General features: G+C 42.7%; 20 protein-coding genes. 11 read left to right on the plus strand and 9 right to left on the minus strand.

Features of this window, described 5'->3' with window-relative positions; genetic code table 11:
• The first annotated feature begins 936 nt into the window (after positions 1-936).
• Entirely contained in the window at positions 937-1,731 is a 795-nt protein-coding gene (locus tag AB0756_RS33390) for a hypothetical protein (RefSeq protein ID WP_137986136.1), read from the plus strand.
• 75 nt (positions 1,732-1,806) lie between these two features.
• A complete protein-coding gene (locus AB0756_RS33395; protein WP_167844725.1) occupies positions 1,807-3,285 on the plus strand; it encodes a hypothetical protein in 1,479 nt (492 codons plus the stop codon).
• A 465-nt stretch (positions 3,286-3,750) separates the two neighbouring features.
• Here the strand turns inward: AB0756_RS33395 and AB0756_RS33400 are convergent, their stop codons facing one another.
• Both AB0756_RS33400 and AB0756_RS33405 read right to left on the minus strand, forming a co-directional pair.
• Positions 3,751-4,629, minus strand: coding sequence for a hypothetical protein (locus AB0756_RS33400; RefSeq protein WP_038078125.1), 879 nt, complete (start codon positions 4,627-4,629; stop codon positions 3,751-3,753).
• A gap of 278 nt (positions 4,630-4,907) precedes the next feature.
• Complete coding sequence (locus tag AB0756_RS33405) at positions 4,908-5,636, minus strand: hypothetical protein (RefSeq protein WP_038078124.1); 729 nt, start codon at positions 5,634-5,636, stop codon at positions 4,908-4,910.
• A gap of 445 nt (positions 5,637-6,081) precedes the next feature.
• Between AB0756_RS33405 and AB0756_RS33410 the strand changes: the two genes are divergently transcribed.
• Entirely contained in the window at positions 6,082-6,249 is a 168-nt protein-coding gene (locus AB0756_RS33410; protein ID WP_153021562.1) for a hypothetical protein, read from the plus strand.
• A 21-nt stretch (positions 6,250-6,270) separates the two neighbouring features.
• Complete coding sequence (locus AB0756_RS33415; protein WP_050045330.1) at positions 6,271-6,855, plus strand: DUF6745 domain-containing protein; 585 nt, start codon at positions 6,271-6,273, stop codon at positions 6,853-6,855.
• Between the two features lie 130 nt (positions 6,856-6,985).
• Here AB0756_RS33415 and AB0756_RS33420 read toward each other — a convergent pair whose 3' ends face one another.
• Together AB0756_RS33420 and rimO are read right to left on the minus strand one after the other, a co-directional pair.
• Positions 6,986-8,551, minus strand: coding sequence for a DEAD/DEAH box helicase (locus AB0756_RS33420; RefSeq protein WP_038078122.1), 1,566 nt, complete (start codon positions 8,549-8,551; stop codon positions 6,986-6,988).
• A 105-nt stretch (positions 8,552-8,656) separates the two neighbouring features.
• Entirely contained in the window at positions 8,657-9,976 is a 1,320-nt protein-coding gene (gene rimO, locus AB0756_RS33425; protein ID WP_038078121.1) for a 30S ribosomal protein S12 methylthiotransferase RimO, read from the minus strand.
• Positions 9,977-10,115: 139 nt separating this feature from the next.
• On the opposite strand from rimO, the gene AB0756_RS33430 reads away from it, so the two are divergent.
• The 5 genes from AB0756_RS33430 (at position 10,116) to AB0756_RS33450 (ending at position 16,211) form a co-directional block, all read left to right on the plus strand.
• Positions 10,116-10,304, plus strand: coding sequence for a hypothetical protein (locus AB0756_RS33430; RefSeq protein ID WP_137986135.1), 189 nt, complete (start codon positions 10,116-10,118; stop codon positions 10,302-10,304).
• Between the two features lie 579 nt (positions 10,305-10,883).
• Entirely contained in the window at positions 10,884-11,726 is an 843-nt protein-coding gene (gene btpA, locus AB0756_RS33435) for a photosystem I biogenesis protein BtpA (protein WP_038078120.1), read from the plus strand.
• A 477-nt stretch (positions 11,727-12,203) separates the two neighbouring features.
• Positions 12,204-13,175, plus strand: a complete 972-nt coding sequence (locus AB0756_RS33440) for a vitamin K epoxide reductase family protein (RefSeq protein WP_038078119.1) — start codon at positions 12,204-12,206, stop codon at positions 13,173-13,175.
• A 106-nt stretch (positions 13,176-13,281) separates the two neighbouring features.
• The gene (locus AB0756_RS33445) at positions 13,282-15,486 is read left to right on the plus strand and encodes a CHASE2 domain-containing protein (protein WP_038078115.1); all 2,205 of its coding nucleotides are present in this window, start codon (positions 13,282-13,284) and stop codon (positions 15,484-15,486) included.
• 494 nt (positions 15,487-15,980) lie between these two features.
• A complete protein-coding gene (locus AB0756_RS33450) occupies positions 15,981-16,211 on the plus strand; it encodes a hypothetical protein (RefSeq protein WP_050045329.1) in 231 nt (76 codons plus the stop codon).
• Here AB0756_RS33450 and nadB read toward each other — a convergent pair.
• From nadB to AB0756_RS33465, 3 genes are all read right to left on the minus strand, one after another.
• On the minus strand, positions 16,204-17,877 hold the full coding sequence (nadB, locus tag AB0756_RS33455; RefSeq protein WP_237265917.1) for an L-aspartate oxidase: 1,674 nt from the start codon (positions 17,875-17,877) through the stop codon (positions 16,204-16,206). The genes AB0756_RS33450 and nadB overlap by 8 nt on opposite strands.
• A 170-nt stretch (positions 17,878-18,047) precedes the next feature.
• Positions 18,048-18,509, minus strand: a complete 462-nt coding sequence (gene psbU / locus AB0756_RS33460; protein ID WP_038078110.1) for a photosystem II complex extrinsic protein PsbU — start codon at positions 18,507-18,509, stop codon at positions 18,048-18,050.
• 288 nt (positions 18,510-18,797) lie between these two features.
• Positions 18,798-19,457, minus strand: a complete 660-nt coding sequence (locus AB0756_RS33465) for a DUF3120 domain-containing protein (protein WP_408019910.1) — start codon at positions 19,455-19,457, stop codon at positions 18,798-18,800.
• A gap of 330 nt (positions 19,458-19,787) precedes the next feature.
• On the opposite strand from AB0756_RS33465, the gene AB0756_RS33470 reads away from it, so the two are divergent.
• Positions 19,788-20,261 carry a CRR6 family NdhI maturation factor gene (locus AB0756_RS33470; protein WP_038078105.1) on the plus strand — a complete coding sequence of 158 codons (474 nt, stop codon included), beginning with the start codon at positions 19,788-19,790 and terminating at the stop codon, positions 20,259-20,261.
• Between the two features lie 237 nt (positions 20,262-20,498).
• On the opposite strand, the gene AB0756_RS33475 is transcribed toward AB0756_RS33470, so the two are convergent.
• Positions 20,499-21,251 (minus strand): hypothetical protein, encoded by a 753-nt coding sequence (locus tag AB0756_RS33475; RefSeq protein WP_038074462.1) that lies wholly within the window; start codon positions 21,249-21,251, stop codon positions 20,499-20,501.
• 559 nt (positions 21,252-21,810) lie between these two features.
• Complete coding sequence (locus AB0756_RS33480; protein ID WP_038074465.1) at positions 21,811-22,770, minus strand: glycosyltransferase family 9 protein; 960 nt, start codon at positions 22,768-22,770, stop codon at positions 21,811-21,813.
• A gap of 352 nt (positions 22,771-23,122) precedes the next feature.
• Between AB0756_RS33480 and ispD the strand changes: the two genes are divergently transcribed.
• Positions 23,123-23,812 (plus strand): 2-C-methyl-D-erythritol 4-phosphate cytidylyltransferase, encoded by a 690-nt coding sequence (gene ispD, locus AB0756_RS33485; protein ID WP_072040713.1) that lies wholly within the window; start codon positions 23,123-23,125, stop codon positions 23,810-23,812.
• The last annotated feature ends 23 nt before the right edge of the window (positions 23,813-23,835 follow it).

Consider the following 23,835-nt stretch of genomic DNA (forward strand, 5'->3'; position numbering starts at 1 on the left):
ATAGTCACATCATTAATGCAGATTGCAATGGTAGTGCTAACATCATGAGAAAAGTAGCCTCACAGCTAGGACTGAACCTAGCCAAGGTGGGTAGGGGAGCCTTGACACTCCCAAGACGAGTTGATTTGTTTAACGGATTAAGTAAATCATATCGTAAACGTTGTGTAGCACGGCTTCAGCCTGGGTAACTACATCAGTTTAGAATTCCCTGTGTTTCAACTAGGGGAGATGTCAACCTATGCCAAGAATCCCTAACATGAAATGTTACAGACAGATAATGAATTCGCATGAATTTTCGGACTGATGTATGATGAGTGTGTAAGGTTTTTATAAAAGCAATACTCCGGGGGTCAGTTAAGTTACTGCAAAGCTATGGCTCAAGTACTAATGAGTACACTGCACAGCAGTCACTGTACTGTGATTTAAGTCACAACTAACTCATACTTATGACGTCGATCGTAATGGCTCTTAGGTAGGAGGAATTGGGTTTGCTTAAATTGTTACAAATAAAACGAGTTCGAGCCAAATCTGGCATTGAGCCACCTATAAGATAAGTGCCTTCTCTCCACCCATTATGAAGCAGGCATAAACGCAGAGTGCATCTACCTTTACCTTTTGGTAAAGCCTAATTCTCATGGGAGGTTAAATTTAAGAAAATGTTTTGTAAAAAAACTAACCAATATCGCCGCTCTGTGCTGACACCGAACCTAAAGCACAAATTTGTAGAAACTTTATTTGACAGATTGCTAAATCCCTGTTAGTAAAGCACTTTACTTTAAACTCGATTATAGATACTAAGATGCTGGCCTGCTTTTTGTCAAGTCAAAAACAGGATCGAACTTAGATTTAATTAGATAGTAGGGGAAAGTAAATTCCCTGACAACAGGCGTCTACCAACTCGCCCCAGTCTGTTTGCACAATAAAAATGTAAGTCTTATGAATACGCTCGCTCATTTATTAAGTCTATGTGCTCTTTCCGTGTCTGCGTTAACTGCTATGTCTGCTGTCAGTATTGCACAGACTGCACCAACACCTAGCACCGAGACACAGCCAACTAATACAAATACTACACCAACACCTAACACCCAAACAAAACCAACCAATACAAATACTACACCAATACCTAGCACCGAGACACAGCCAACTAATACAAATACTACACCAACACCTAACACCCAAATAAAACCAACCAATACAAATACTACAAACGCACAACAGATTTGCTCGTATAACACTGTTGAAGGTTTGTTACCTCCACCATCCAATCAGCAGCAAAATTCTTCGCTGTCCTATCTAGCAGAGCAAGGTTTTGTGCAAAATGCTGAGGGTGCTTGGGTGTGTTATGCCAATGACGAACAAAAACCAGGGCGCTACTACACACTTTTTAAAGTACAACAAATCAACGGAGCGCTGATCGCTACGTCTTTTCTAGACCAAGGGACTCCGATCCAAGAACAAGGAGATCGTACCGTTGAATTGTTTATGAAGCTCATTCAAAATCATACAAAAGCCAATACACAAAACCAGCAAAGTATACAAAGATACTTGTCATCCTTCGTCTCCTTAGTTGAGCAAGGTAAAGTACAACCTTCACGGCGAGGTTATCTCTTTGACCAACCCAGTCGCGGACTTGTTTTATACCATCCTGTAACGGGAGGAGATCTCCAAGGTACGGGAATCACCATAAATATTAACTCTCCCCAGAACTTAGTTGCTTCTCCTGCGTCATAACACTTACGCACTGAGTTTTTTTATTAAAACCGTATCAAGACCACAGACCATACCAAGCGAGAATGGAGGTTAGGCTTGTTTAAATCCCGTATCGTAAAAACCGCAATTGCATTCACATCCTATCTAGCAGCGACCGTCACTGCTCCACACCAAGCATTAGCGCAGCTGAATGTAGGGCGTTATGGAATCCAACCAGGGCTAGAGCCAAATTATCTTCAATACCAATTGTCCGGGCGGGATTTGACCCAACTGCGCGGTATCCCCGCTTGTCATGTAGGCTTTGGTGCGGGCTGTGATAAGTCTGCAGCAATACTCCAACAAATAGTAGAATCCAACAACGGGCCAACATACCAAGAGTTAATTATCCGCGCTGCTGGGGGGCAAGCAAACTTCCAAAATTTTGCCTCCTATTACGGCAACAATCCCAATCTCTCATTAGTACCTTTGTCCTCATTCTGGGCTAATGATGACCCACATATTCTAGATGGATATAGATATACCCTTGGACAGCCAGTTAATAGAACACCCGTACAAGGTTTGGGGGAAGTAACGAAAAACTTCTACTGGTCGCCAGAGAGAAGTGGAACCTCCGAAAGCTTGCGCGACGGATTGCTGGATTTGAAATACTCCTACGGACGTTTGCTTTTAGAAGAAGTCGCGAAAATTCCTAATGCCCAGCAACAAATCCAGGCTTTAAATCTCCCATCAGATGTTAAACAATTTTATACACGTCAACTTACTCAAGGGGTAAGTTCATTAAGGAGTGGAAATCAGGCACAACTTCAAAACAACCTTCTTGAAGTACTGTCAATGCCATTCAATCACAGTAACGCAGAGTACAATCGTCCTCCGCTTGGTATTCCTGAAGAGTATGCTTCACTTACTGGGATCGCTCTACCAGGGGAGTCTTTTATTGCTGTCGGACCAACAGATTTACCAGTTGGAGAAGTTGCTGAGCTAGGTTCTCCTTTTTTGGTTGAAGGAAACGTTGTATCGCAAGTCCCCAGTGGTCAACGTGCTAGTGGGTTCCCCTTCTGGGTACTTGGTGCCATACCCCTAGCCCTGTTACCTTTTGCCTTTGGTGGCGGTGGTGGAGATGATGACTCAAATACAGAAAATGTACCACCTTCAGTGACACCTCCAGTTGGAGAACAGCCTCCTAGCGAACAACCGCCTGTGACACCTCCAGTTGGAGAACAGCCTCCCGGAGAACAACCGCCTGTGACACCTCCAGTTGGAGAACAACCTCCCGGAGAACAACCACCTGTGACGCCTCCAGTTGGAGAACAGCCTCCCGGAGAACAACCGCCTGTGACACCTCCAGTTGGAGAACAACCTCCCGGAGAACAACCACCTGTGACGCCTCCCGGAGAACAACCACCCGGAGAACAACCACCTGTGACGCCTCCAGTTGGAGAACAGCCTCCCGGAGAACAACCACCTGTGACGCCTCCAGTCAAGATACCCGAGTCCTCAACATTGACACCCCTGTTGGTACTCACACTGGTAATGTCTTTATTTGGTTATAAAAAGTGGTATGTACGCAGAGGATAAACTACCTTAAATAATTTCGTTTCAGCGAACTAACAGCTTTCAATTCCAGGATGGACACTGCTTGGCAAAAACACCAAATTCCTCTTTCGATCGGCTCCGGTGGTGTACACATCTTTAGAGAGCTCCCTAAAACACCCGATAAATTAGGGGACTTGAAAATTTTCCCCCCCTTTTTAAGCTAAGGTGGTGTACACATCTTTAGAGAGCTCCTTAAAACTCCCAATAAATTGGGAGACTTGAAAAATTTTCCCCCTTTTTAAGGGGGGAACTTCATTCCAATTCTCCCTTTTCACGATGTTTCATCTCTTTTCTAGAGATCTGTACACCACCGTAGCTGGGGTTGGGGGAGATGGGGGAATCTGTAAAACTTTAATCCATCACTAAAAACTTTTCAGATATCCCCAAGATTGCGATATCTATCCTAAAGACAAGATGCTTGCATTTCAATAAATGTTGAATCCTTTTTTATTTTAAATATTGATTGTTACAGTATTCTTGAGTAGGTGTTACAGAAACCACTTCTACTTCTACTGACTTTCCCGAATCTGGGTTAATAAGAAATTCACTAGCTCCCACATGGGGTTTTTGAGGATTTCCCCAATCATAGGTGTAACCCAAACCCGTCCAAGGGTAATGTTCGCCATTACCTTCATAGGAACTTTTGTAGATCTTTTGCAAAACAGAATTACTATCAGGTACGGGGACAGGTAATACCTTACAGGTGGAGTCACCGATTTCTGGATCGATACAGGGTCTGCTTAAATCTTCAGCCTTGACCCACATTTCTACAAAATGTGTTTTATTAGCGTATTTATTTAAAACCAAGCCTAAATATTGCTGCAATCTTAGCGAAAGCATGATGTTTCCTGGAATATTTATACCTAAACCTTTACAGGTATGGCAAAATTCTTTGACTTGATTGGCTGCTGTTAACCAAGTCTGATTGTCAATTTGTTTTAAACCGGGCTTCCAATCTGCGTTAGGGTTTTGTAGATATTTCCAACTCACCATTAGAAATTCTGTTGTGCCATTATTTATTCTTGTCTTGATTTTAGAATTACTGGTTGTCAATCCCCAAAGATTATCTACCACTTTTTCTTGGCTTGGTCTTTTTGCATCTTCAATAGAGTCATCTAATTTCTTTTTAAGGAACTTATAGCTTTCTGGCTTATTTTTTTTTAAATACTCGCTGACATCAAGGTTACTGTTTGATTGCGCTAATAATCCCCTAACTAAGATGGATTTGTCTCCTTGAGAAGTATCTTTAGCTAATAAATTAGAAGCACTCAATACCAAACAAGCTCCTATTAAGGCTACTAAAAATTGACTGTTTCGTGGTCTCATTGCTATATTAATAATTGTGTCAAAAACTTGCAGACTCAGTTGCGTCGCGATCGCATCTTAGCTGAGAGCGTGTATGAGACTTCTAAAATATTTATAAAAATTTTAAGTCCTGTAGTATTGTCAAGTCAGCCTTGACCTATCAGCCTAAGATTTTCCGATGTGGTCATCCTATTTGAGATCCAAACAAGGGGGAGCGGGGAGACAAGGAAGAGGTGTTTGTAACTCTTACACGGAGTGCTATATCAAGTTCGTAGTAGCAATGCATGGGAAGATAGTTTCTACGTTTCCCCAAATTCACTAGTTATTTCTTGCAAAATTGCATCAATATCTGTTTTTTTCAACAAGACTCCATCTACTTCTTCAAAGATTCTAATAGCTTCTTGAAATGAATCTTCAGAATCATATTGATCCTCAAAATATTCTCCATTTTTATAACCGTAAATAATTAAATTAGAATCTATTTTTTTTATAAAGTTTTGAGGATAAATAATATCTTTTACACTTTCAAAGTAACCCTTAAGATATTCATAAAAATAATTTAAAAAGCAATTGATTTCTTGACGGGAAAATTCAAATTCAAAAGGCTCTCGCAATCTTTGAGTCTCGTAACCATATATACTATTTTCTATAATTCTATAAAGACTAAAATAAACAGATCCTCTACGGTCATAAATACTCATTAAGTAATACAAACGCCCTATCTGTTTCTTGACTACCAGTAATATAGGAAAACAAAAAGATCCTTTCCAATCATCAAATAAATTACTACTCTCTCCAAAAATCCATTCTAAAATGATAAATGTTTCTGCTAAATTTAGCCTGTCTTCCCTAGTGCGATCGCTAAGATAAAGCTCGAGATAAAAGCGAAAATCATCGGCTATTGGGAGACTATTTTCTCTTAATTTTTCATACTCTGACTTATCTAACCTCCAAAGCTGATACTTAATACCAGCATGCTGTAGATCGAGCTTGCATCTCTTTTTAACTTGCTTAATGACTTGCCTCATAAGTTATCCTGATATTGGGAGCGACCTTTCGGTCATAATTGAAGAAAGCAGAAGTACGAAGGCAGAGGGCAGAAGGTTCCATTTAGAAGGGGATTCAGACCCCTCCTAAATGGTAGCGACTGAACGGAGTTCAGTCGGGGTCTTAAACCCTTGTTCCCTTTGGTCACTCGCAGAGAGCGGAGCCAGTATTCTCGAATGCCTCCTGCAAAGCTGCCCTCTGCCTTTCTTGATAAAATTTGCGACTGCACAAGTAAAACCTATTTAGGTGGATTTGAAAATTTCCAACCGTTATTTTTCCCTTCTTTTATAGTATATTGGTACTAGAAAAGAAAACAATACACCAGACATTTTTTATAGGTAGACAGCAGAATATATATCCCACCCATTGGTTCACCGAGACGAGACGAGCGTTTGTGTGGTAGCAAATTTTATTCGCCCAAAATTTATGCTCCGACAAAAGAAACAGCTTACTCTTGAAGAACAAGCCTTAATGCCAGTTATCCGAAATGAATGGATAAGAATCGCTTTGGATACTTCACCTACAAATAAACAACAAGCGGAAACTGCGATCGCATTAGCTTATGAATCTGTAGAACTAGAACCGCCCCAATAAATTCTATGGTTTGATAACCCAGTGGTAGCAGTTTCTTGGATAGCTTTAAATAAAAATTTCGTAGGGCGTTTCGTTGACTATCTCGCCCTGAAGTTTCAGCAAGCTTTAAACCTTGCCATTGAGCAACTGATTGCTCCCGTTCTTTTAGAAGAGTTAAGACTTGGATATTTTCACAAGCTCGACGAACAATTAACAGGCATCGTTGATATCTTATATACGACGCAAGAAATTGTTGGGGAAGCCCTGTTGGATCGTTTTGGTGACGATTGCGATACGCTTTGGACACGCTATATTGAAGATGCAACTGAGTGTTATGCTCGGGGGGTTGACTTTGCTAGCTGTGCTTACTACTCTTACCTAGATGCTATTGGCATTAACTACCCCATGCTCGCTTGGTGGTTAACTGCCAAACATTGTGGCTTTTGGTGGGCTTTTAAAGATGTTGCTGTTATCACTCCCAAACCTTCAGCTATTTATCTAAATACAGAAGGCAGATTATGTGCTAAAGGAATGCCTGCTGTTGTTTATTGCGGATTTAGAATATACAGCGATGGGGGGATAAACCATTGGGAAATCGATCCCGAAGGCTTTGACCTGCAAAGCTAACCTTACCAATGCAAAAGCAGCCCAACCAACACAAAGCTTTGACGTTTGGGCTGAAATTGCTGCCTTGGGTTGAAGTTAATAGTTAGTAGTTAGCTGTTCCACTAACGACTAACAACTAACAACTAACAATCTAGGAAGCTGATTCTCTGGTTGCTGCGCTAGAACCTAATTTCTTTGGCAACCCGGAGGATTCACCACGATTGGAAGACTCGCGACGTCCGCCACCTGTCCGCAGTTTGGGCTTGGGAGTCCGTTTGTCTCCTTCTTGGTTACCACCTTCTCCCCAGGACGAGCGATGTCGGTCGCGATCGCCGCCACCTTCTCCACGACGGTTTGACCGCAGTCTGGGTTTGGGGGTTGGAGGTACGAGATCTTCTTCTGGAATATCTTCTGTTTGCAACCAAGCAGGACGAGTTTGGTCGTAGGTAATTTGCAACGCTGCTGCTGCGATCGCTTGAGGATCGTATTTTTCGCTCAGCTCGTTAACAATTGGTAAGAATGAAGCCAACCGTTCGCCAGCGAGTGCTTCACGCACTTGAACTTGTAGCTTGTCTAACTGTTTTGCTTCAATTTGCGCCCTTGTGGGGATTGACAAAACTTGCCAATTTTGCTTAATGTGACGTTCAAAGAGTTGCTGTTTGCGACGTTCAAAAGGCTGTACTAAAGTAATCGCTGTTCCTTCTTTTCCTGCGCGTCCTGTACGACCAATTCTATGAACGTAAGTTTCTACGCTATCAGGTAAGTCGAAGTTGATCACGTGAGACAACTGGTCAACATCCAAACCTCGTGCTGCAATATCTGTTGCTACCACCCACCGGACTTGGCGATTGCGGAATCTAGTTAACAACCGTTCCCGCGCCTGCTGTGACAAGTCGCCATGATATTCATCTACACTGTGACCGGCTGACTGAAGTTGGTTGGTGAGTTCAGCCGCAGTCCGTCTGGTGCGGACGAAGATCAAAGCTGTTTCTGGATCTTCCATTTCCAGGATTGGCTGTAAAGCTTTTGCTTTTGTCCAATGACGGGGAACAACATAAGCCACCTGATTAATTTTATTAGGCGCAGCTTTCGGTTGCTCAACAGTTATTGTCACTGGAGAATTCAAAAATCTGTTCACCAACTGACGGATCGATGGTGGCATTGTTGCTGAGAACAAAGCTGTTTGACGTTCTTCTGGCGCTTGCGACAGAATTTTCTCAACATCATCAATAAAGCCCATGCTCAACATTTCATCGGCTTCATCCAATACCATCCACTTGACTCGATCCAGTTTTAGACTGCCTCTGTCAAGCAAATCTATGACTCGACCTGGGGTACCCACAACAATATGAACACCACGCTTGAGTTGTAAAATTTGACGGTCAATAGATTGACCCCCATAGATAGCTAGAGCTTTCAGTCCTTGGGTGCCAATAAATTCACTGATAGCATCGTGAACTTGAATGGCCAATTCACGTGTTGGCGTCAATACCAGAGCCTGCACCGCTTTTTGATTGATATCAATTCTTTCTAGAATTGGTAGTGAAAATGCAGCCGTTTTTCCCGTACCTGTTTGAGATTGACCGACAACATCACGACCTGACAAAAGATGTGGAATTGCTTGTGATTGAATGTTAGTTGGTGCGCTAAAACCCAATTTTTCTAACTGCTCAATGCGTTCGGTGGAAAGCCCTAAATCTAGAAACGAAAGGTTCATTAATTCTCCTATTAAATTGATTGGTGCTAATTGCTAAGTGCTAATTGCTAATAGTTAATAGTGAATGCTCTTTACCATTAGCTATTAGCTATTAGTTATTAGCTATTAGTTATTGACAATGTGACCGTAAAGGTCATAAGCATCAGCATTTTGGATAGTAACTGGTACGATAGACCCTAACCGGGCATTTCCTTTAACAAACACCTGCCCATCGACTTCCGGTGCAAATCTACCAGAACGACCCGCTAATTCTCCTGTTTGAGGATGTTCTTGCTCAATCAGAACATCCACAACCTTGCCAATTTCCTGCTGATTTTTCTTGAGAGAAATTGGCTGTTGAAGTTCCATCACCGCGTTTCGTCGCTCATCCATGATTTCTTGAGAAATCTGATTTGGTAAGTTGTAGGCGGGTGTTCCTTCTTCTGGCGAAAAAGTAAAGACCCCTACATGATCGAATTCATGGCGTTTAACGAATTGCAACAGATGCTCAAAATGCTCATCACTTTCACCTGGAAACCCAACGATAAACGTTGTTCGCAGCACAGCTTCCGGTAGTTCATCCTTGATACGTTCAATAATCGCATCATTTACTCTTCCTTGCCAAGGACGATTCATGGCGCGGAGAATTTCTGGATGGGAGTGTTGTAAAGGTAAATCCAGGTAGGGTAAGACATTATTGTTTTGTTTAATTACCGCTATCACATCGGGAGTCAGACCTGTGGGATAAGCATAGTGCATGCGTATCCACGGAACATTAACCTTCCCCAAAGCTCGAAGTAGTTCAGCTAACTTCGGCTTGCCATAAATATCTGTACCGTAATTGGTGGTAATTTGGGAAATCAGAATAATTTCCTGTACCCCTTGACTGGCTAACTGCTCAGCCTCGGTAACTATTGATTCTATAGAACGAGAACGTTGGTTTCCGCGTAGATGAGGAATAATGCAAAACGCGCAGCGATAATCACACCCTTCCGCAACTCGTAGATAAGCTACGCCCTCGGTTGTGGTACGGTAACGGGGTGTTGTTTCATCAGCAATATAGGTCGGTTGTTCGCTAACGAACTTAACCCGATGACCTTGTTCTACTTTCTGAATCACATCGACTATCTTATGATAATCTCCCGTTCCCACCACTGCTACGGCTTCTGGCAACTCTTCCAATAACTGTTCTTGAAAGTGCTGCGCCATACAGCCTGTGATAACGATTTTTTTATCTGCTTCTGCCAATTCTACTAGAGTTCTGACAGATTCTTCTCGTGCTGCTTCAATAAAACTACACGTATTAACTATAACGTATTCTGCTAACTCTTCATTAGTATCTACGCTGTATCCTGCTTCAACAAGCAGTCCTAACATATGCTCTGTATCAATTCTGTTTTTCTCGCATCCTAGGTGAGAAATTGCTATTGTTGGCTTGTCACCCATATCATAAAAGAGCCTTGAGGTTTTCCTTTTATATCGTTAGTTTTTTGTCAAGCGCTAGTTTCTGACTGCCTCGCACTTGCCTTTGTGTCAAGTCATTACACACACTAGATCCTTTGATCATACCTACCGAACAGCAGCAATGACCCTAAAATCTGGAGTTCATGCTATGATATCTTCAACAAACTGTTTTCCGGAGAAAAATAAACAGTCTTTAGAAAATTTTGACAATATCGCTCAATCTTTCTTAACAAATGCCCTCTGGTATTTTACATTACCGCAACGCGCCTATAATTTAGTTTACCTGTTGGGGAGCCGCCCCCTACTTTAATCTTGGTGAGAACGACAACCAATCTGCTCGATCTCGCCGCAACCAAGTATGTGTGGCTTGTTTCGAGAAGTCGCTACCCAAAGGAAAACAGCGCGTAACTACGCCATTATAACGGTAATGCGACCTCATGTGTTGAGGTTAAGCCTGCAATTTTAACAAGCAGACAGTTTTCCCTAAGGGAAGCTACCTCGCCTTTGATGAGTGGCAAACTCCTCTGTATACAGCTATTATCTTAACATATCTTAGAGAACGTTTAACGCTAAGTTACATCTTGGGACAGAAGAAATATTATTTTTTTTTAAGGGAGTGAGTGGGAACAGCAGCCGGGGAGCCGTACAGGGCGAAACGGGCTATATCCTTTTCTAGACTCTTTTAGGTATATTGACATAAAATTGGCATGACGCCCAATCAGTGTGGCGTAGAAATGCTCGGATAGAAGAAATCTATCACAGACGTACTACAAAGCGATCGCAAAAACTTTTCAGATGATTTGCTGGAAAATACACCGCAGAGTTCCCCTTATCCAAGGTTATCCATTTATGGGTAGAGTGGGGAAAGTTTTTAGGAGCGGTTAAGAACGTGGACTTATATCAGCTATTTAAAACCCGAACACCGATTATTGGCGTAGTTCACCTACTACCGTTACCTACTTCACCCCGTTGGGGAGGTAGCCTCAAAGCAGTGATTGACCGTGCCGAACAAGAAGCAACAGCTCTTGCTAGTGGAGGAGTTGACGGTATCATTGTGGAAAACTTTTTTGATGCCCCTTTTACAAAACATCAAGTCGATCCGGCTGTTGTCAGCGCCATGAGTGTGGTGACACAACGAGTACAAAGTTTGGTAACGGTACCTGTGGGCATTAATGTTTTGCGGAATGACGGCAGAAGTGCAATGGCGATCGCCACTTGTGTAAAAGCGCAGTTTATCCGGGTGAACGTGCTAACAGGTGTGATGGCAACCGATCAAGGTATTATTGAGGGAGATGCTTACCAACTCCTACGTTATCGACGGGAGTTGGGTAGCGATGTCAAAATTTTCGCCGATGTACTAGTTAAACATGCCCATCCGTTAAGTTCGGTGAATCTCACAGTTGCTGTTGAGGATACTATTGAACGCGGTTTGGCAGATGCTGTCATTTTGTCTGGTTGGTCTACGGGTAGCCCGACCAACTTAAAAGATTTGGAATTAGCCAGTGCTGTTGCCAATGGAACGCCCGTATTCATAGGCAGTGGAGCATCCTGGGAAAATATTGCTACACTGTTACAGGCAGCAGATGGTGTCATTGTTTCCAGTTCTCTCAAACGCCACGGTCGCCGCGAACAACCAATAGACCCGAATCGGGTAAGTCAGTTTGTGGAGGCTGCTCGCAAAGGCTGGAACTCCAAAGGAGAATCTCAATCTATTTCCTCAGTTAGTCGTTAGTAGTTAGTGGTGAGTTCAGTCCTACAGGCGAGTTTCTCGCGTCTTTGGATCTGGCGAAACCTAAGGGTTAGTGGCTCTATTAACTACTAACCGCTAACCCTTCGGTTTCACCAATCGCTAGGGCGTGGGAAACCCCTCCCTTGTATCTTCTTACGGAGACGCTACACGTTGCGAAGCTATGCCTGCACGGCTATACGCCCTTCAGGTATCTCAGGAGCACAGACACTATATGCAAGGCACACGCTCCGCGATGCCGTAGGCTATGCCCGTAAGGGCTATACGCGATGCGAAGCTATGCCCGCAACGGCTTACGCCAGTTCCGGTGGTCGCGGGAAACCAGCCTAAAGGGCTGGACTCACCAGTTGCCATAGGCGGGAAACCCGCCTGTGGCAATGAGCGTACCACGCACAAGGGAACGCACTGGTCTCACCACCTTCAGCGCTGGTCTCAGCACCAACCATTAACCACTTACGTTTTATGAATCGCCGCCGTTCTACTCCCTGGATTCACAGATGGTCGCGTGTACTAATAGGAGCGATCGCAATTCTTGGTGCAATCACAACAGCTTATTTAACTGTCGTAAAATTTACACAAGGAAGTACTGCCTGTCCCACCAAAAGTTGTGATTTAGTTCTCTCAAGCGAGTATGCTACAGTTTTTGGTCTACCCTTAGCCTTGTTTGGTTTTATTGCTTATGCTGGTATGACAACTTTTGCCCTAGCACCACTTGCATTCGACCCAGTACAAAAGAAAGACATCCGCACTAAGTTAGAAAATACAACTTGGTTGTTATTATTAGCAGGTGCGATCGCAATGTCTGTGTTCAGTGGCTACTTGATGTACCTGCTGTTTTTCAAAATCCAAGCAGTTTGCATTTACTGCCTCGGATCGGCATTGTTTTCTATTAGTATGTTAATCCTGACCATCATTGGTCGTAATTGGGAAGATCTCGGTCAAATTTTCTTCACAGCCATTGTCGTTGGCATGGTCACCTTAATTGGAACTTTAGGCATTTATGCTAATGTCAATAATCCTGTGGCAAATGCCAATTCAAATACTCCCACGTTATCACCAACAGGTCAACCCAAACTTGGCGTTGGTTGGGAAATTACCACGACTTCTGGTGAAGCAGAAATTCAGTTAGCACGTCACCTGACTAAAATAGGAACTAAGGAATTCGTGGCTTGGTGGTGTCCCCACTGTCACGAACAAAAGCAACTCTTTGGTAAAGAGGCGTACAAAGAAATTAGTAGAGTAGAGTGCGATCCCCAAGGTCAAACAGATCCCCGTCCAGATCTGTGTCAAGCTGCAGGGATTCAAGGTTATCCTACTTGGCAAATCAATGGGAAGCTTTATCCCAACGTACAATCATTAGAGAAATTAGCTCAAATTTCTGGATACCAAGGTCCTCGAAATTTTAAAAACTTTCCCCAAGCTTTTCAGAAGTAGCTGAATGAAGGCTAAAGTATCAGGGATAAGGTGTTAAGGATGAAGGAATTTCAGTAAGACTGAAGGATCGACTTTTTTACACTTCATCCTTATTTTGGTAATAGTAATGGATAAGCAGGTAAGCGAGCGTCTGTTCGGGTCTTTGTTAGCCGTGGAACAAAGACTTTATAGGGTAGGAAAGAAATCACTGACAGCTCTTAGCGTGACAGCATTTCTCTTATTGCTACGCTCTGTTGGATTCTTACAATCCTCAGAGTGGACAGCATTGGACTATTTTTTTCAAATGCGTCCGCCAGAATCATTACCAGAACGCATTACTATTGTAGAGATCGACGAACCTTCTCTGAGATCCATTAAGTCGTGGCCAATTCCAGATAAAGATATAGCCCAACTCATACAGAAGATACAACGTCACCGACCTCGGGCTATTGGCTTGGATGTCTACCGCGATTTCCCTGTGGAACCGGGTCATCAAGAATTAGTAAATACGTTTAAATCAGTACCAAATTTAGTCGGTATTGAACTCTTGTCAAACGATGACAAAAAGAACGGAGTTGCACCCCCCCCAACACTCAATAAGTACAACCAAGTCGGTTTTAACAATGTTCTGTTTGATGCTGATGGAAAAGTTCGTCGCAACATTTTATACTGGCACGTTAACAATAAGCCACACCTAAGTTTTTCCCTAAAATTGGCTTTACTTTACTTAAGGCAAGAAGGTATTACTCCCAAAGAAGCAAAAATTAACCCTCAGTATTTACAATTGGGCCATGCAACATTCAAACGTTTCCGATCTAATGACGGTGGCTACGTAAAAGCAGACGATCGCGGCTACCAAATTATATCAAACTTTCCCAAAACTAAATGCAAAAATTCTCGAAAAAATGATTGTCATTTTCCTACAGTATCAATGCTTGATGTCTTAGCCGATCGAGCGCCAGGAAGCTTGTTCAGAGACCGCATTGTACTGATTGGTACAACAGCAGCCAGTATCTCTGATTCAGCTTTAATTCCGTATTCTAGCCGTTTAATAGGTACAGTAAAGCCCGTCGCTGGTGTAGAACTACAAGCTTATTTTATCAGCGAGTTACTTTCGGCAACACAAGATAGCAGACCTTTACTCAAAGTGTGGTCTGATTTTGTCGAATACACATGGATTTTCGCTTGGGCTTACGTTGGCTTTATCATTAAATTGCGAATACAACGTACAAGCATAAGCTTCTTAACTATCCTATTTTCAGCAGTTGCACTTACAGGCACTGCTTATCTTGCTTTGTTCTTTGGTTGGTGGATACCATTAGTACCTGGATTGTTTGCTTTATGTGGTTCAGCGATCGCCATTACTTACCAGATGGCGCATCGTCAAGAAGAGTTAAAACGTTCTAAAGAGTTTTTGCATCAAGTCATCAACGCAATACCAGACCCTATCTTCGTCAAAAATGAAAAATACCAGTGGATTGTCCTAAACGAAGCATACTGTGAATTTATTGGTTATCCCAAAGAGGCATTATTAGAAAAGTCTGACTACGACTTTTTCCCCAAACATGAAGCTGATGTTTTTCGAGCCTGTGATGATTTAATCTTTCACAACCATCAGCCTCAAGAGAGCGAAGAAGAATTTACAGATGCTGGTGGGAATACCCACACGATCGCCACCAAGCGCTCTCTTCACAAAGATGCTGCTGGCAATTTCTTTTTAGTGGGAGTGATTCGAGACATTACCAAGCGCAAGCTCATTGAAGAAGAACTGCGACGGTCGGCTACAGAATTATTCCGTATTAACCAAGAATTAAAAGTAAAACAAGACCATTTGCGTTACATGGCCTATCATGACCCTCTGACAGGTCTGCCAAATCGCAAGTTTTTTCTCGAACAGCTTCACGAGTCTTTGGAGTGGGCGCAAAACAACAACTTACTGCTGGGGTTACTCTTTATCGATCTAGATGGTTTCAAGCACATCAATGACACCTTAGGGCATGAAATGGGAGATCGAGTTTTAGTGACTGTAGCCCAAAGGTTAAATAACTCCCTACGCAGTGGCGATACTGTAGCCCGTTTGGGAGGAGACGAATTCATCATCATTGTCAGAGCAATTCCAAAAGTTCAGGCTGCAGAGAGAGTTGCTGAAAAGATCTTGACCACTCTGACCGAACCAATTGTTTTAGAAGGCAACATAACACATATTTCTGCCAGTATAGGTATCAGCATTTACCCAAGAGACAGCTACGATAGCGAAACATTGATCGGACAAGCAGACACCGCCATGTATCGTGCCAAGCTTCTCGGAAAAAATCGCTATGAATTTGTGTAGATACACTGAATCCAGAGTAAAAATATAAGCAACAATCTAGGCTAACTTTAGCAGCGTAAGCTAGGCATCAAACTTGGGAATGTTTTTGCAGTTGTACTTCTAAGTTATAACTCACCCTTTAGGGGGATGTAAATAAGTGTACTTAAGTAATAGAAATTAATTGAGAAACATAAAAATAAAAATTACCTCATTACTCAAGTGCGAGCTGTAAGCACCAGTCAATGGGTTAAGTGTTTCCAAGCACAGAGTTTCCTAAATTCGTAGCATTGAGCTTCGCAGTTTCACTTTAGCGATAGATTGCAACTGCGAAAGGTTAAGGTTATTTCTAATTTGTTACGAACTTGTGCGATCCTAATACTAAGTACAAAAAGTTAACTTTTCATAAAGTTGGAGATTTGAGTCTAATTGAGAGTATCAATTAAGGCTAGAGCGATTATAAAACGAGGGATATACGGAGACTTATGAGAACTAGCTTAAGATTCGCAAGCATTATTATGCTTCTTATCGGAGCGCATTTGACAATTCCTAAAATTGTTCAAACAGCAGGAGCATTTAATACACCCTCAATTCCGGGCTCTCACAAGGTAGATAGCGATTACTTTATGGACATCGCTTCAGAAGCTCGTGTTTCACAAGATGCTATATACAAATCCGTATCAGACAACAGTTACGAACCACCAAATTATGGAGGTCCGGACAGCGAGCACGGTAGCGGAACTAGATAGAGGATTTCCACAATCTATTAGACTGTAAAAGCGTGTGTACCTGCCAATTGGGGTCTGAGTGGGGATAATCGCAACGGTAATGTCCTCCGCGACTTTCAGTTCTAAAGGCAGCACTTTTAAGAATTAGATAAGCAATATCAAGCAGGTTGTTAGTTTCTGCCCACAATCTAATTTGCCGTTCGACATCAGGTAGATTTAATGTAGCTGATTGTGTCGGCTGTAAAGATTTTAAGAATTGAGAGATCGACAACGTAGCAATTTCCCTTTGCCAAGATTCAACAGTGGCGATCGCAGCTTCCATCCCAGACTGTTCCCGACATATACCAGCATTCTCCCATACCAAACGCGGTATTTTTTGTCGCAGTTCTTCCAAATATTCTTGCTGAGAAGCCCATTCGCTTTGTGAAAGGGTAAAAGATAAAGGCTGAGGAATCGAATGAGTTTCTTGAAGTGCATCCTTGACCCTTTTGACTTCATCCTTCAAATCACCCATTTGGGCTCCAAAAACTATACATTCCAAAAGGGAATTACTAGCAAGACGATTTGCTCCATGTACGCCCGTGCTTGCTGTTTCTCCCACTGCATACAAACCCGGAATATTGGTTCGGTTTGCCAGATCCGTAACAATACCACCCATCCAATAATGAGCCGCAGGAGCAACCGGTACGGGTTCCGAGAAAACATCAATACCCCAATGCTTGCAAACTTTGATGATATTGGGGAAACGATGGCGAATCTTTTCAGCAGGAATTGGGCGCATATCCAACCACACACTAGCCGTTGCTAAATCAGCTGAAGTGCGTTGCAAGTGAGTAAAAATTGCACGACTGACAACATCTCTGGGAGCGAGTTCACCCGATGGGTGATACTCAAATGCAAAACGGTGTCCTTCACCGTCAATTAGATGTGCTCCTTCACCACGCACGGCTTCGCTAATAAGAAAGCGTCCGGGTTTGGTAAGGGCTGTGGGATGAAACTGAACAAACTCTAAATCTCGAAGAATAGCCCCAACTCGCCACGCCATTGCTACCCCATCTCCCGTGCTAACAGCGGGATTTGTGGTTTGAGCAAAAACTTGACCACCACCACCTGTGGCTAAAACCACAGCAGATGCTTTCACCCAGGTGACTGTACCTTGATAAAAAAGACTAATTCCCTGACACCGTTTTGTTTCAGGGTTCAGCCATAAATGCAAAGCCAAAGCTTGTTGAATAACCTGAATGTTATCTCGTTGTAGAACTTGATTTGTCAGAGTTGTAATGACTTCCCTACCTGTGGTATCTGCGGAATGGAGAACGCGATTGCGGGAATGAGCAGCTTCCAAAGTTAAAGCGAGTTCGTTACCATGACGATCGAACGCAACACCCAATTCGATCAGCGATTGAATGCAGCTAGGAGCTTTGTTAGCAAGAAATTCCACAGCTTCTAAATCGCACAAACCCACACCCGCCCGTATGGTATCTTCAACATGAAAAGAAGGAGAATCTTGGGGTGCGATCGCAGCAGCAATACCTCCTTGCGCCCAATCACTCGCAGACAGAGAGAGTGTTTCTTTAGTAATTAAACCTATTTTCAAATCGGCGGGTATACAAAGTGCTGTATACAATCCAGCAGCACCAGCACCGACTACTATGACATCAAATTCGCTCTTTAAGTTGGTCGTCACAAATAAAGTCATTAATTAAAAGATAGTCACCAATGACTGGTGAGTGGGTTCCAGTCAGGGAGGAGTAGAAGAACGGGGAGTTGAGAGAAAGTTGGGTGGGTTTAGATCCCCGTTCAATGTTCGCGGTTCGTACCCACCCAACTGAGTTCTCAGTTCCCAGTTCCTATGTTTTATCTGTAGATACCGTTGTTATAACGGTCATCTCCCTCTGTGAATACAGCCTCCGTCTCAGTCACAGTGAAATTATCAAAGTTAGCCTGTAGGATTTGTTTTTGACGTTCGCTCAATCCCTCAATACTCAAGATATCCTCTACCTTTTGATAAGGAGCATTTTTGATAATTTTCCTTGCAAGGGTAGGATATAAACCTGGATACTTTTGGAAAGCTCGCACGTTGGTATTATTCAGATCGATTTTTTTACCATACACATCTGCCAACTTTGCATCTGCGCGGTTGCGTAAACTCTGAGCCCCCTCAACTGCAAAAACTGGAGCGGAATGAAAAGCAAGACCGTTAAAACTAGCGGCTTGGGCTATTTTTGGCATTCCCAACCATCCCCAGCATCCCAATAACAAGCTAAAAACAGTTAATAAACGCACCAATCCTTTCACGATTTTTTTACCTCTTTCCATCCAATGACATAAAAGCTTTAAGCAAGTAGCATTTCATTTTTCATTTGTCAATAGCCATTCGCCTCAAATGAGAGCGCAAAGGACTAAGAATAAAAACTGATTGCTAATGGCTTAATCAACACAGCACTATCAGAAACTAATATACAGCTCATTAACACCCACAATACTTGTGGCTACTAGTACTTAACCTCAGATCCCCGACTTCTTGAAGAAGTCGGGGATCTGGACTCAATTTTCCCAAAAATTTTTTATTGTATGCAAAGTTAGTATTGGTGACCGATTCAGCTCTCATGCAAGAACAGCCGCAACCAGAAACAAGCAATCTACCAAGATAGTACTTAATACGGCTCCGCTAAAAGCGTACCAATGCCTTTGCTTTTGAGGTAAAGGCAAAATACCAACTGATAGCAGCACTAAAGCCAGAGCAATTGCCCATACTTGTCCCCAAGGAGTTTTAACCTGGGCTAGAGCACTCTGTAGAATTGGCGACACATCCGCAGGTTCTACCTGCATAATTTGACGCCAAAAAGGTATTAAGTCTACCAAATAAAAGTATATATCTGTTAAGACCGTACCGAATAGAGAACCTAAGTAAAAAAAGTTTCCTACTTTACCCCAATTCCGACTCAAACACCATATTGCGAAGGGCAAACCGATAGACTCTACAGGCAAATGCCACAGGGGTTCCCAACGCAACCAACCCCAGTAGATTGAGCCTGCTAACCAGCTCCAACTAAACCCTAATAAAAGATCGCCCCAAACATATGTTGCGGGACGTGACATTAATTTAAGACTCAGCCAAACCCAACCGCCCGTTAAAGCAAAGCTCAGCCAAGGTAGCATTCGTACTAATGGTGCTTCGATAAAAACTGGCACAGACACTAAGAAGACTGCAGCCACAAAGACTAAGGGTGCTGGTTGTGTGACAACTTTCCACAATAACGGAATATCAGCGTTTGTATTTTGCTGGGCGGCTTGAACTGAGGCAGTAGAAGCAGCGTAGGATGACAAAGTATTATTAACCAATGTTTTTAATAATTTTTACTTAACTTTATTTTACTTAAGATACCACAACATTTTATCCCCCCTAGGGGCATTCAAATTGTAACTTATAGGAAAGATGAAATGTAGATGACAAAGAATGAATGTGAACTTAATCAAGCGTGAGGTTGGCAAAGCCCAGCCAAAACACTGACCAGTGATTGGTCAGTGTTAACTAAAGGTGATACGCTGGATTATCGGATATACTCTTGAGTTTCATTCTGTAGCTGCTGCCTAATGACAATCACGATTGCACTCAATACCGAGCACATTAACTCCTTAGATCTCTCCCCCGCCGTGTCAGTCATTGAGAAACTAGTGCAAGAGGGAGCGATCGCTCCTCAAGAGCAGCAGTTGTGCTTTGAGATTGACTACCCACTAGAACAAGGAGATCCAAGGGAACTGTCTGAGATTCCCGAACTTCGTTTGTGGTTTATCCGATTGGATGCTCGCTATCCTTGGTTACCGTTTTTACTAGATTGGAAAGCCGGAGAATTAGTGCGTTACACCGCTATGCTCGTACCGCATCAATTTAGTCGCAGAGAAGGTATTCAATATAATCCTGAAGCATTAGAAATTTTTCTCATGCACAAACTGTTTTTTTTAACTGATTGGTTGAGACAACAAGGGATTCCCAGTAAAGCCCGTTTGCAGTCTATGGCTCAACTCTTGGGTTATGAGCTAGACGATGCTTTATTTGAATTGTTTTAAAATGCTAATGGCTAATGGCTAATAGCTAATAGCTAATAGCTAATTGCTAATTGCTAATGGTAGGAGCACAATTAGCCATTAATCCTCGCTTGTATCTCAGGAGCACAGACGCTATATGCAAGGCACACGTTCCGCATTGCCTTCTGCTATGCCCGTAAGGGCTATACGCTAGTCCCAATGGTTGGGAAACCCGCGCCCTACGGGCTGGACTCACCATCAGCCGTTAACCATTAGCCATTAGCCATTAGCATACCCAATCAAAGTCAATGCTTTATGAAAAGCATATTCAACAGCTTTAGATTGGCTGGGTAATGCTGACTGCCAAATTCTATAGTCGTTGTATTCTAGAATCAAATTTGCCATATCATCGCTCTTTATCTTGGTTAATACCTCGTATTGAGCTAACTCAAAATCCCGCAGAGTACCACCTTGTTCTAAGATTTTTTTTGCTGCTTCAATAAAGCCGTTTAACACAGCTTTCATGTACTCCATACCTGTATGTTCTGCAAAAACTGATGACAACTGGAACGCCTTCTGCTCTTCTAAGAGAAGATTGGCGATCGCTTTACCTTCAGGAGTCTTCCACTGTTTAGGTAATTGTATCTCCAAATATTCGTCTTGAAGGGAATGGTATTTAAGATACTCGTCAATATCAACAGTTTCTTGAACCAGTTTTTGTCCTGTCAAGAGTTGTAACACAGGTGTTGCACTTGTACTGATAGAGAGATCGAGAAAAGCCCGTTCTTCATCTTCGGGACATTCATAGACAAGATAAGTCCAAATTCCCGAATCAGCAAATTCAGCCGCTTTAGCGGCTTGATAGAAAGTTATTGTTCCGTCTTCCTCAGACTCGAAACACACATTTTTTATATCTTGGGTATTTTCTAAATGCATGAGTCTTCTAAACACACCAGTGATATGTGATGGTTGGCTCTCTACTTGGATGTAACGCTTACCACTACTGATGTAGCTATGTAACCGAATCGCCATTTTGTTTTTCCTTTGAAAATTTTCCTCGCATTCTGTTTCGATGCACCACCCTGAAAGCAAGAGGTAAGTTTAGGAACACACATCTGTAGCGTACTTAAGATTGAGGGCGCAAAATCTTTGCTAAGAAGCCGAGATTCCCCAAAGCATATCTGAAAAGTCTTTGGGGATCGTATCAATTCACCTTCAAACAGCAATCTGTATTTAATTATACTGTCTTTTTTCTGCCATCAGCCTCTTGCCTCCTGCTTTTCTTCTTAAACTAAGAGTTACCATTAGCTATTCGGCTTTAAAAATAGTTAGCCAGGAAAATTTACAGCTAAAGACTCGTGTAGAGAAGCTGAGATAAATGTTTTCTAGCTTACATATATGAATAGCTGCTCTAAATAAATTTACCGAAAATTTTTCACTTCAGCCAACTTTTTACCAAAAATATTTTTCTATAGAAGCTTAATACTATACGGCTTCCGTACCTTTTTGTAAAATAAAACAATAAAATCCGCTCTAACTAAAGGCGGATTTTAGATAACAAAAAATATCAAGCTTTACGGGTAGCCGAGCCTCAACCGCCCCAAATTTTCTCTAACACCACTGAGGGAGAAATATCCTCCATTTTCCCGGTTGGAGATTTAATGGCAAGGAACTTTTCACTCTTAGGCAGTAGCTTAGAAGGATCTGTGGAACCAAATAAGGCAATGGTATAAGTTTGAACAGCTACACTTAAGTGCATTGGCGCACTATCAGTACACAGCATTAAATTCGATCCAGCAATCATAGCGGCTAGCTTGCCAACGTCGTCAGGAGAACTGATTTTAATGTCAGGTGCGGACTCTTTCAGACGGCGCACAAACTGTTCGTCTTCCGGACCTCGGATAACAACCACAGGCATATTGGGTTGCTTTTGTTGGAAATCCCGAACAATTTTCTGCCAGTTCTCAACAGGGTAAATTTTATCAAAACCTTTGACTTGAGATAATTCGCTTGCACCTCCATGAATCAAAACGTAGCCAGTGTCCTTGACTCCGAGCCGTTGTTGTTCTGCATTAGCCCAATCAATATCTTGTTTTGGGACATTAACTGACAATTCCGGGCATGGAGTTTTAATGTTTAAGCCTTGTAACAAATCATGGTACATACAAGCGGCATACTGCCCTGTTTTGAGAGTCACTGGATTGGTGAGAAAAGCAGACCCTTTGCCGTGATAACCAACACGGGTAGGAATTCCAGTCAACCAAAGCAAAAGACCCACCAACCAGCTTTGCCCGAGAGCAATAGCGACATCGTATTCGCGATCGCGAATAGTACCAACCAAGTTACCCCAATCTGCCAGACTGTTACGGTCCTTGAAATCAAAAGCCAGGACATCATTAACTGATTTACTGACTCGGTAAGCAGTCTTTGACCGAGGTTCGACGACGACATCTATCTGAGCTTTTGGCAAATTCCGCTTTAGATCGTCTAAAGTCGGAAAGAAGAGAATTTGATCGCCAATTCCGCCAGGAACAAGGGCTACTATTTGCATAATATATTTTGACGCTCATTCGCTCCTTATTTTAGGAGAATATAGGGATTTAGGATTGCTAATAGCTAATGGCTAACTGCTAATTGTTTTATAAGCTATTAGCCATCAGCCCTCCCTTGTATCTCAGGAGCACAGACGCTATGTGCCTTGCACACTCCGCGATGCCTTTGGGCTATGCCCGTAAGGGCTATACGCGATGCGAAGCTATGCCCGCAGGGCTATACGGGGTCGCCCTCCCTTGTTCGCCAGTCGCCAGGGCGTGGGAAACCCGCCTGAGCGGGCTAGTCTCACCATTAGCCATTAGCCATTAGCCATTAGCTATTAGCATTAGCCAGTATAAACGAGGAATCTTGTGCATTTATTAATTCCATCTGCGGGTTCGGGAAAAAGAATGGGGAGTCACCGTAACAAACTCCTTCTGATGGTGCAGTCACATCCTATAATTGCTTGGACTCTCCTAGCGGCAGAGGCTGCAGAGAAAATTGAGTGGATGGGAATTATCTCCCAGCCCAATGATTGGCAAGACTTTAAAACGATTATTGCCAACTTAAAGCTGACTAAACCAGTGGAACTGATTCAAGGAGGTACCACCCGTCAAGAATCAGTTCACAATGGGTTACTGGCGTTGCCAAGCTCTGCAAAACAAGTTTTGATTCACGATGGAGCTAGATGTCTTGCAACGCCAGACCTATTTAATAGGTGTGCTGAAGCAATCCGCCATTGCCCTGGTTTGATTGCTGCTGTACCAGTTAAAGACACCATTAAGGTTGTTGCGACCAATGGCATAATTCAAAGCACTCCTAACCGCGAGCAACTGTGGGCAGCACAAACTCCCCAAGGTTTTGATGTTAATTTATTAAAACAGTGTCATGCTGAAGGTGTACGTCAAGGTTGGGAGGTCACTGACGATGCTGCTTTGTTTGAGAAGTGTGGCATGGAAGTCAGGATTGTTCAAGGAGAAGAAACCAATTTGAAACTGACAACTCCACAGGATTTGGCAATTGCGGAATTCATTCTTAAAACTAGGCAGCAGGAGAGCTGAAGTAGGTTATAACAATATTTTGG

It is taken from the genome of Tolypothrix campylonemoides VB511288_2, from assembly GCF_045999855.1.
GTDB classification, from domain to species: Bacteria; Cyanobacteriota; Cyanobacteriia; order Cyanobacteriales; family Nostocaceae; genus Scytonema; species Scytonema bouteillei_A.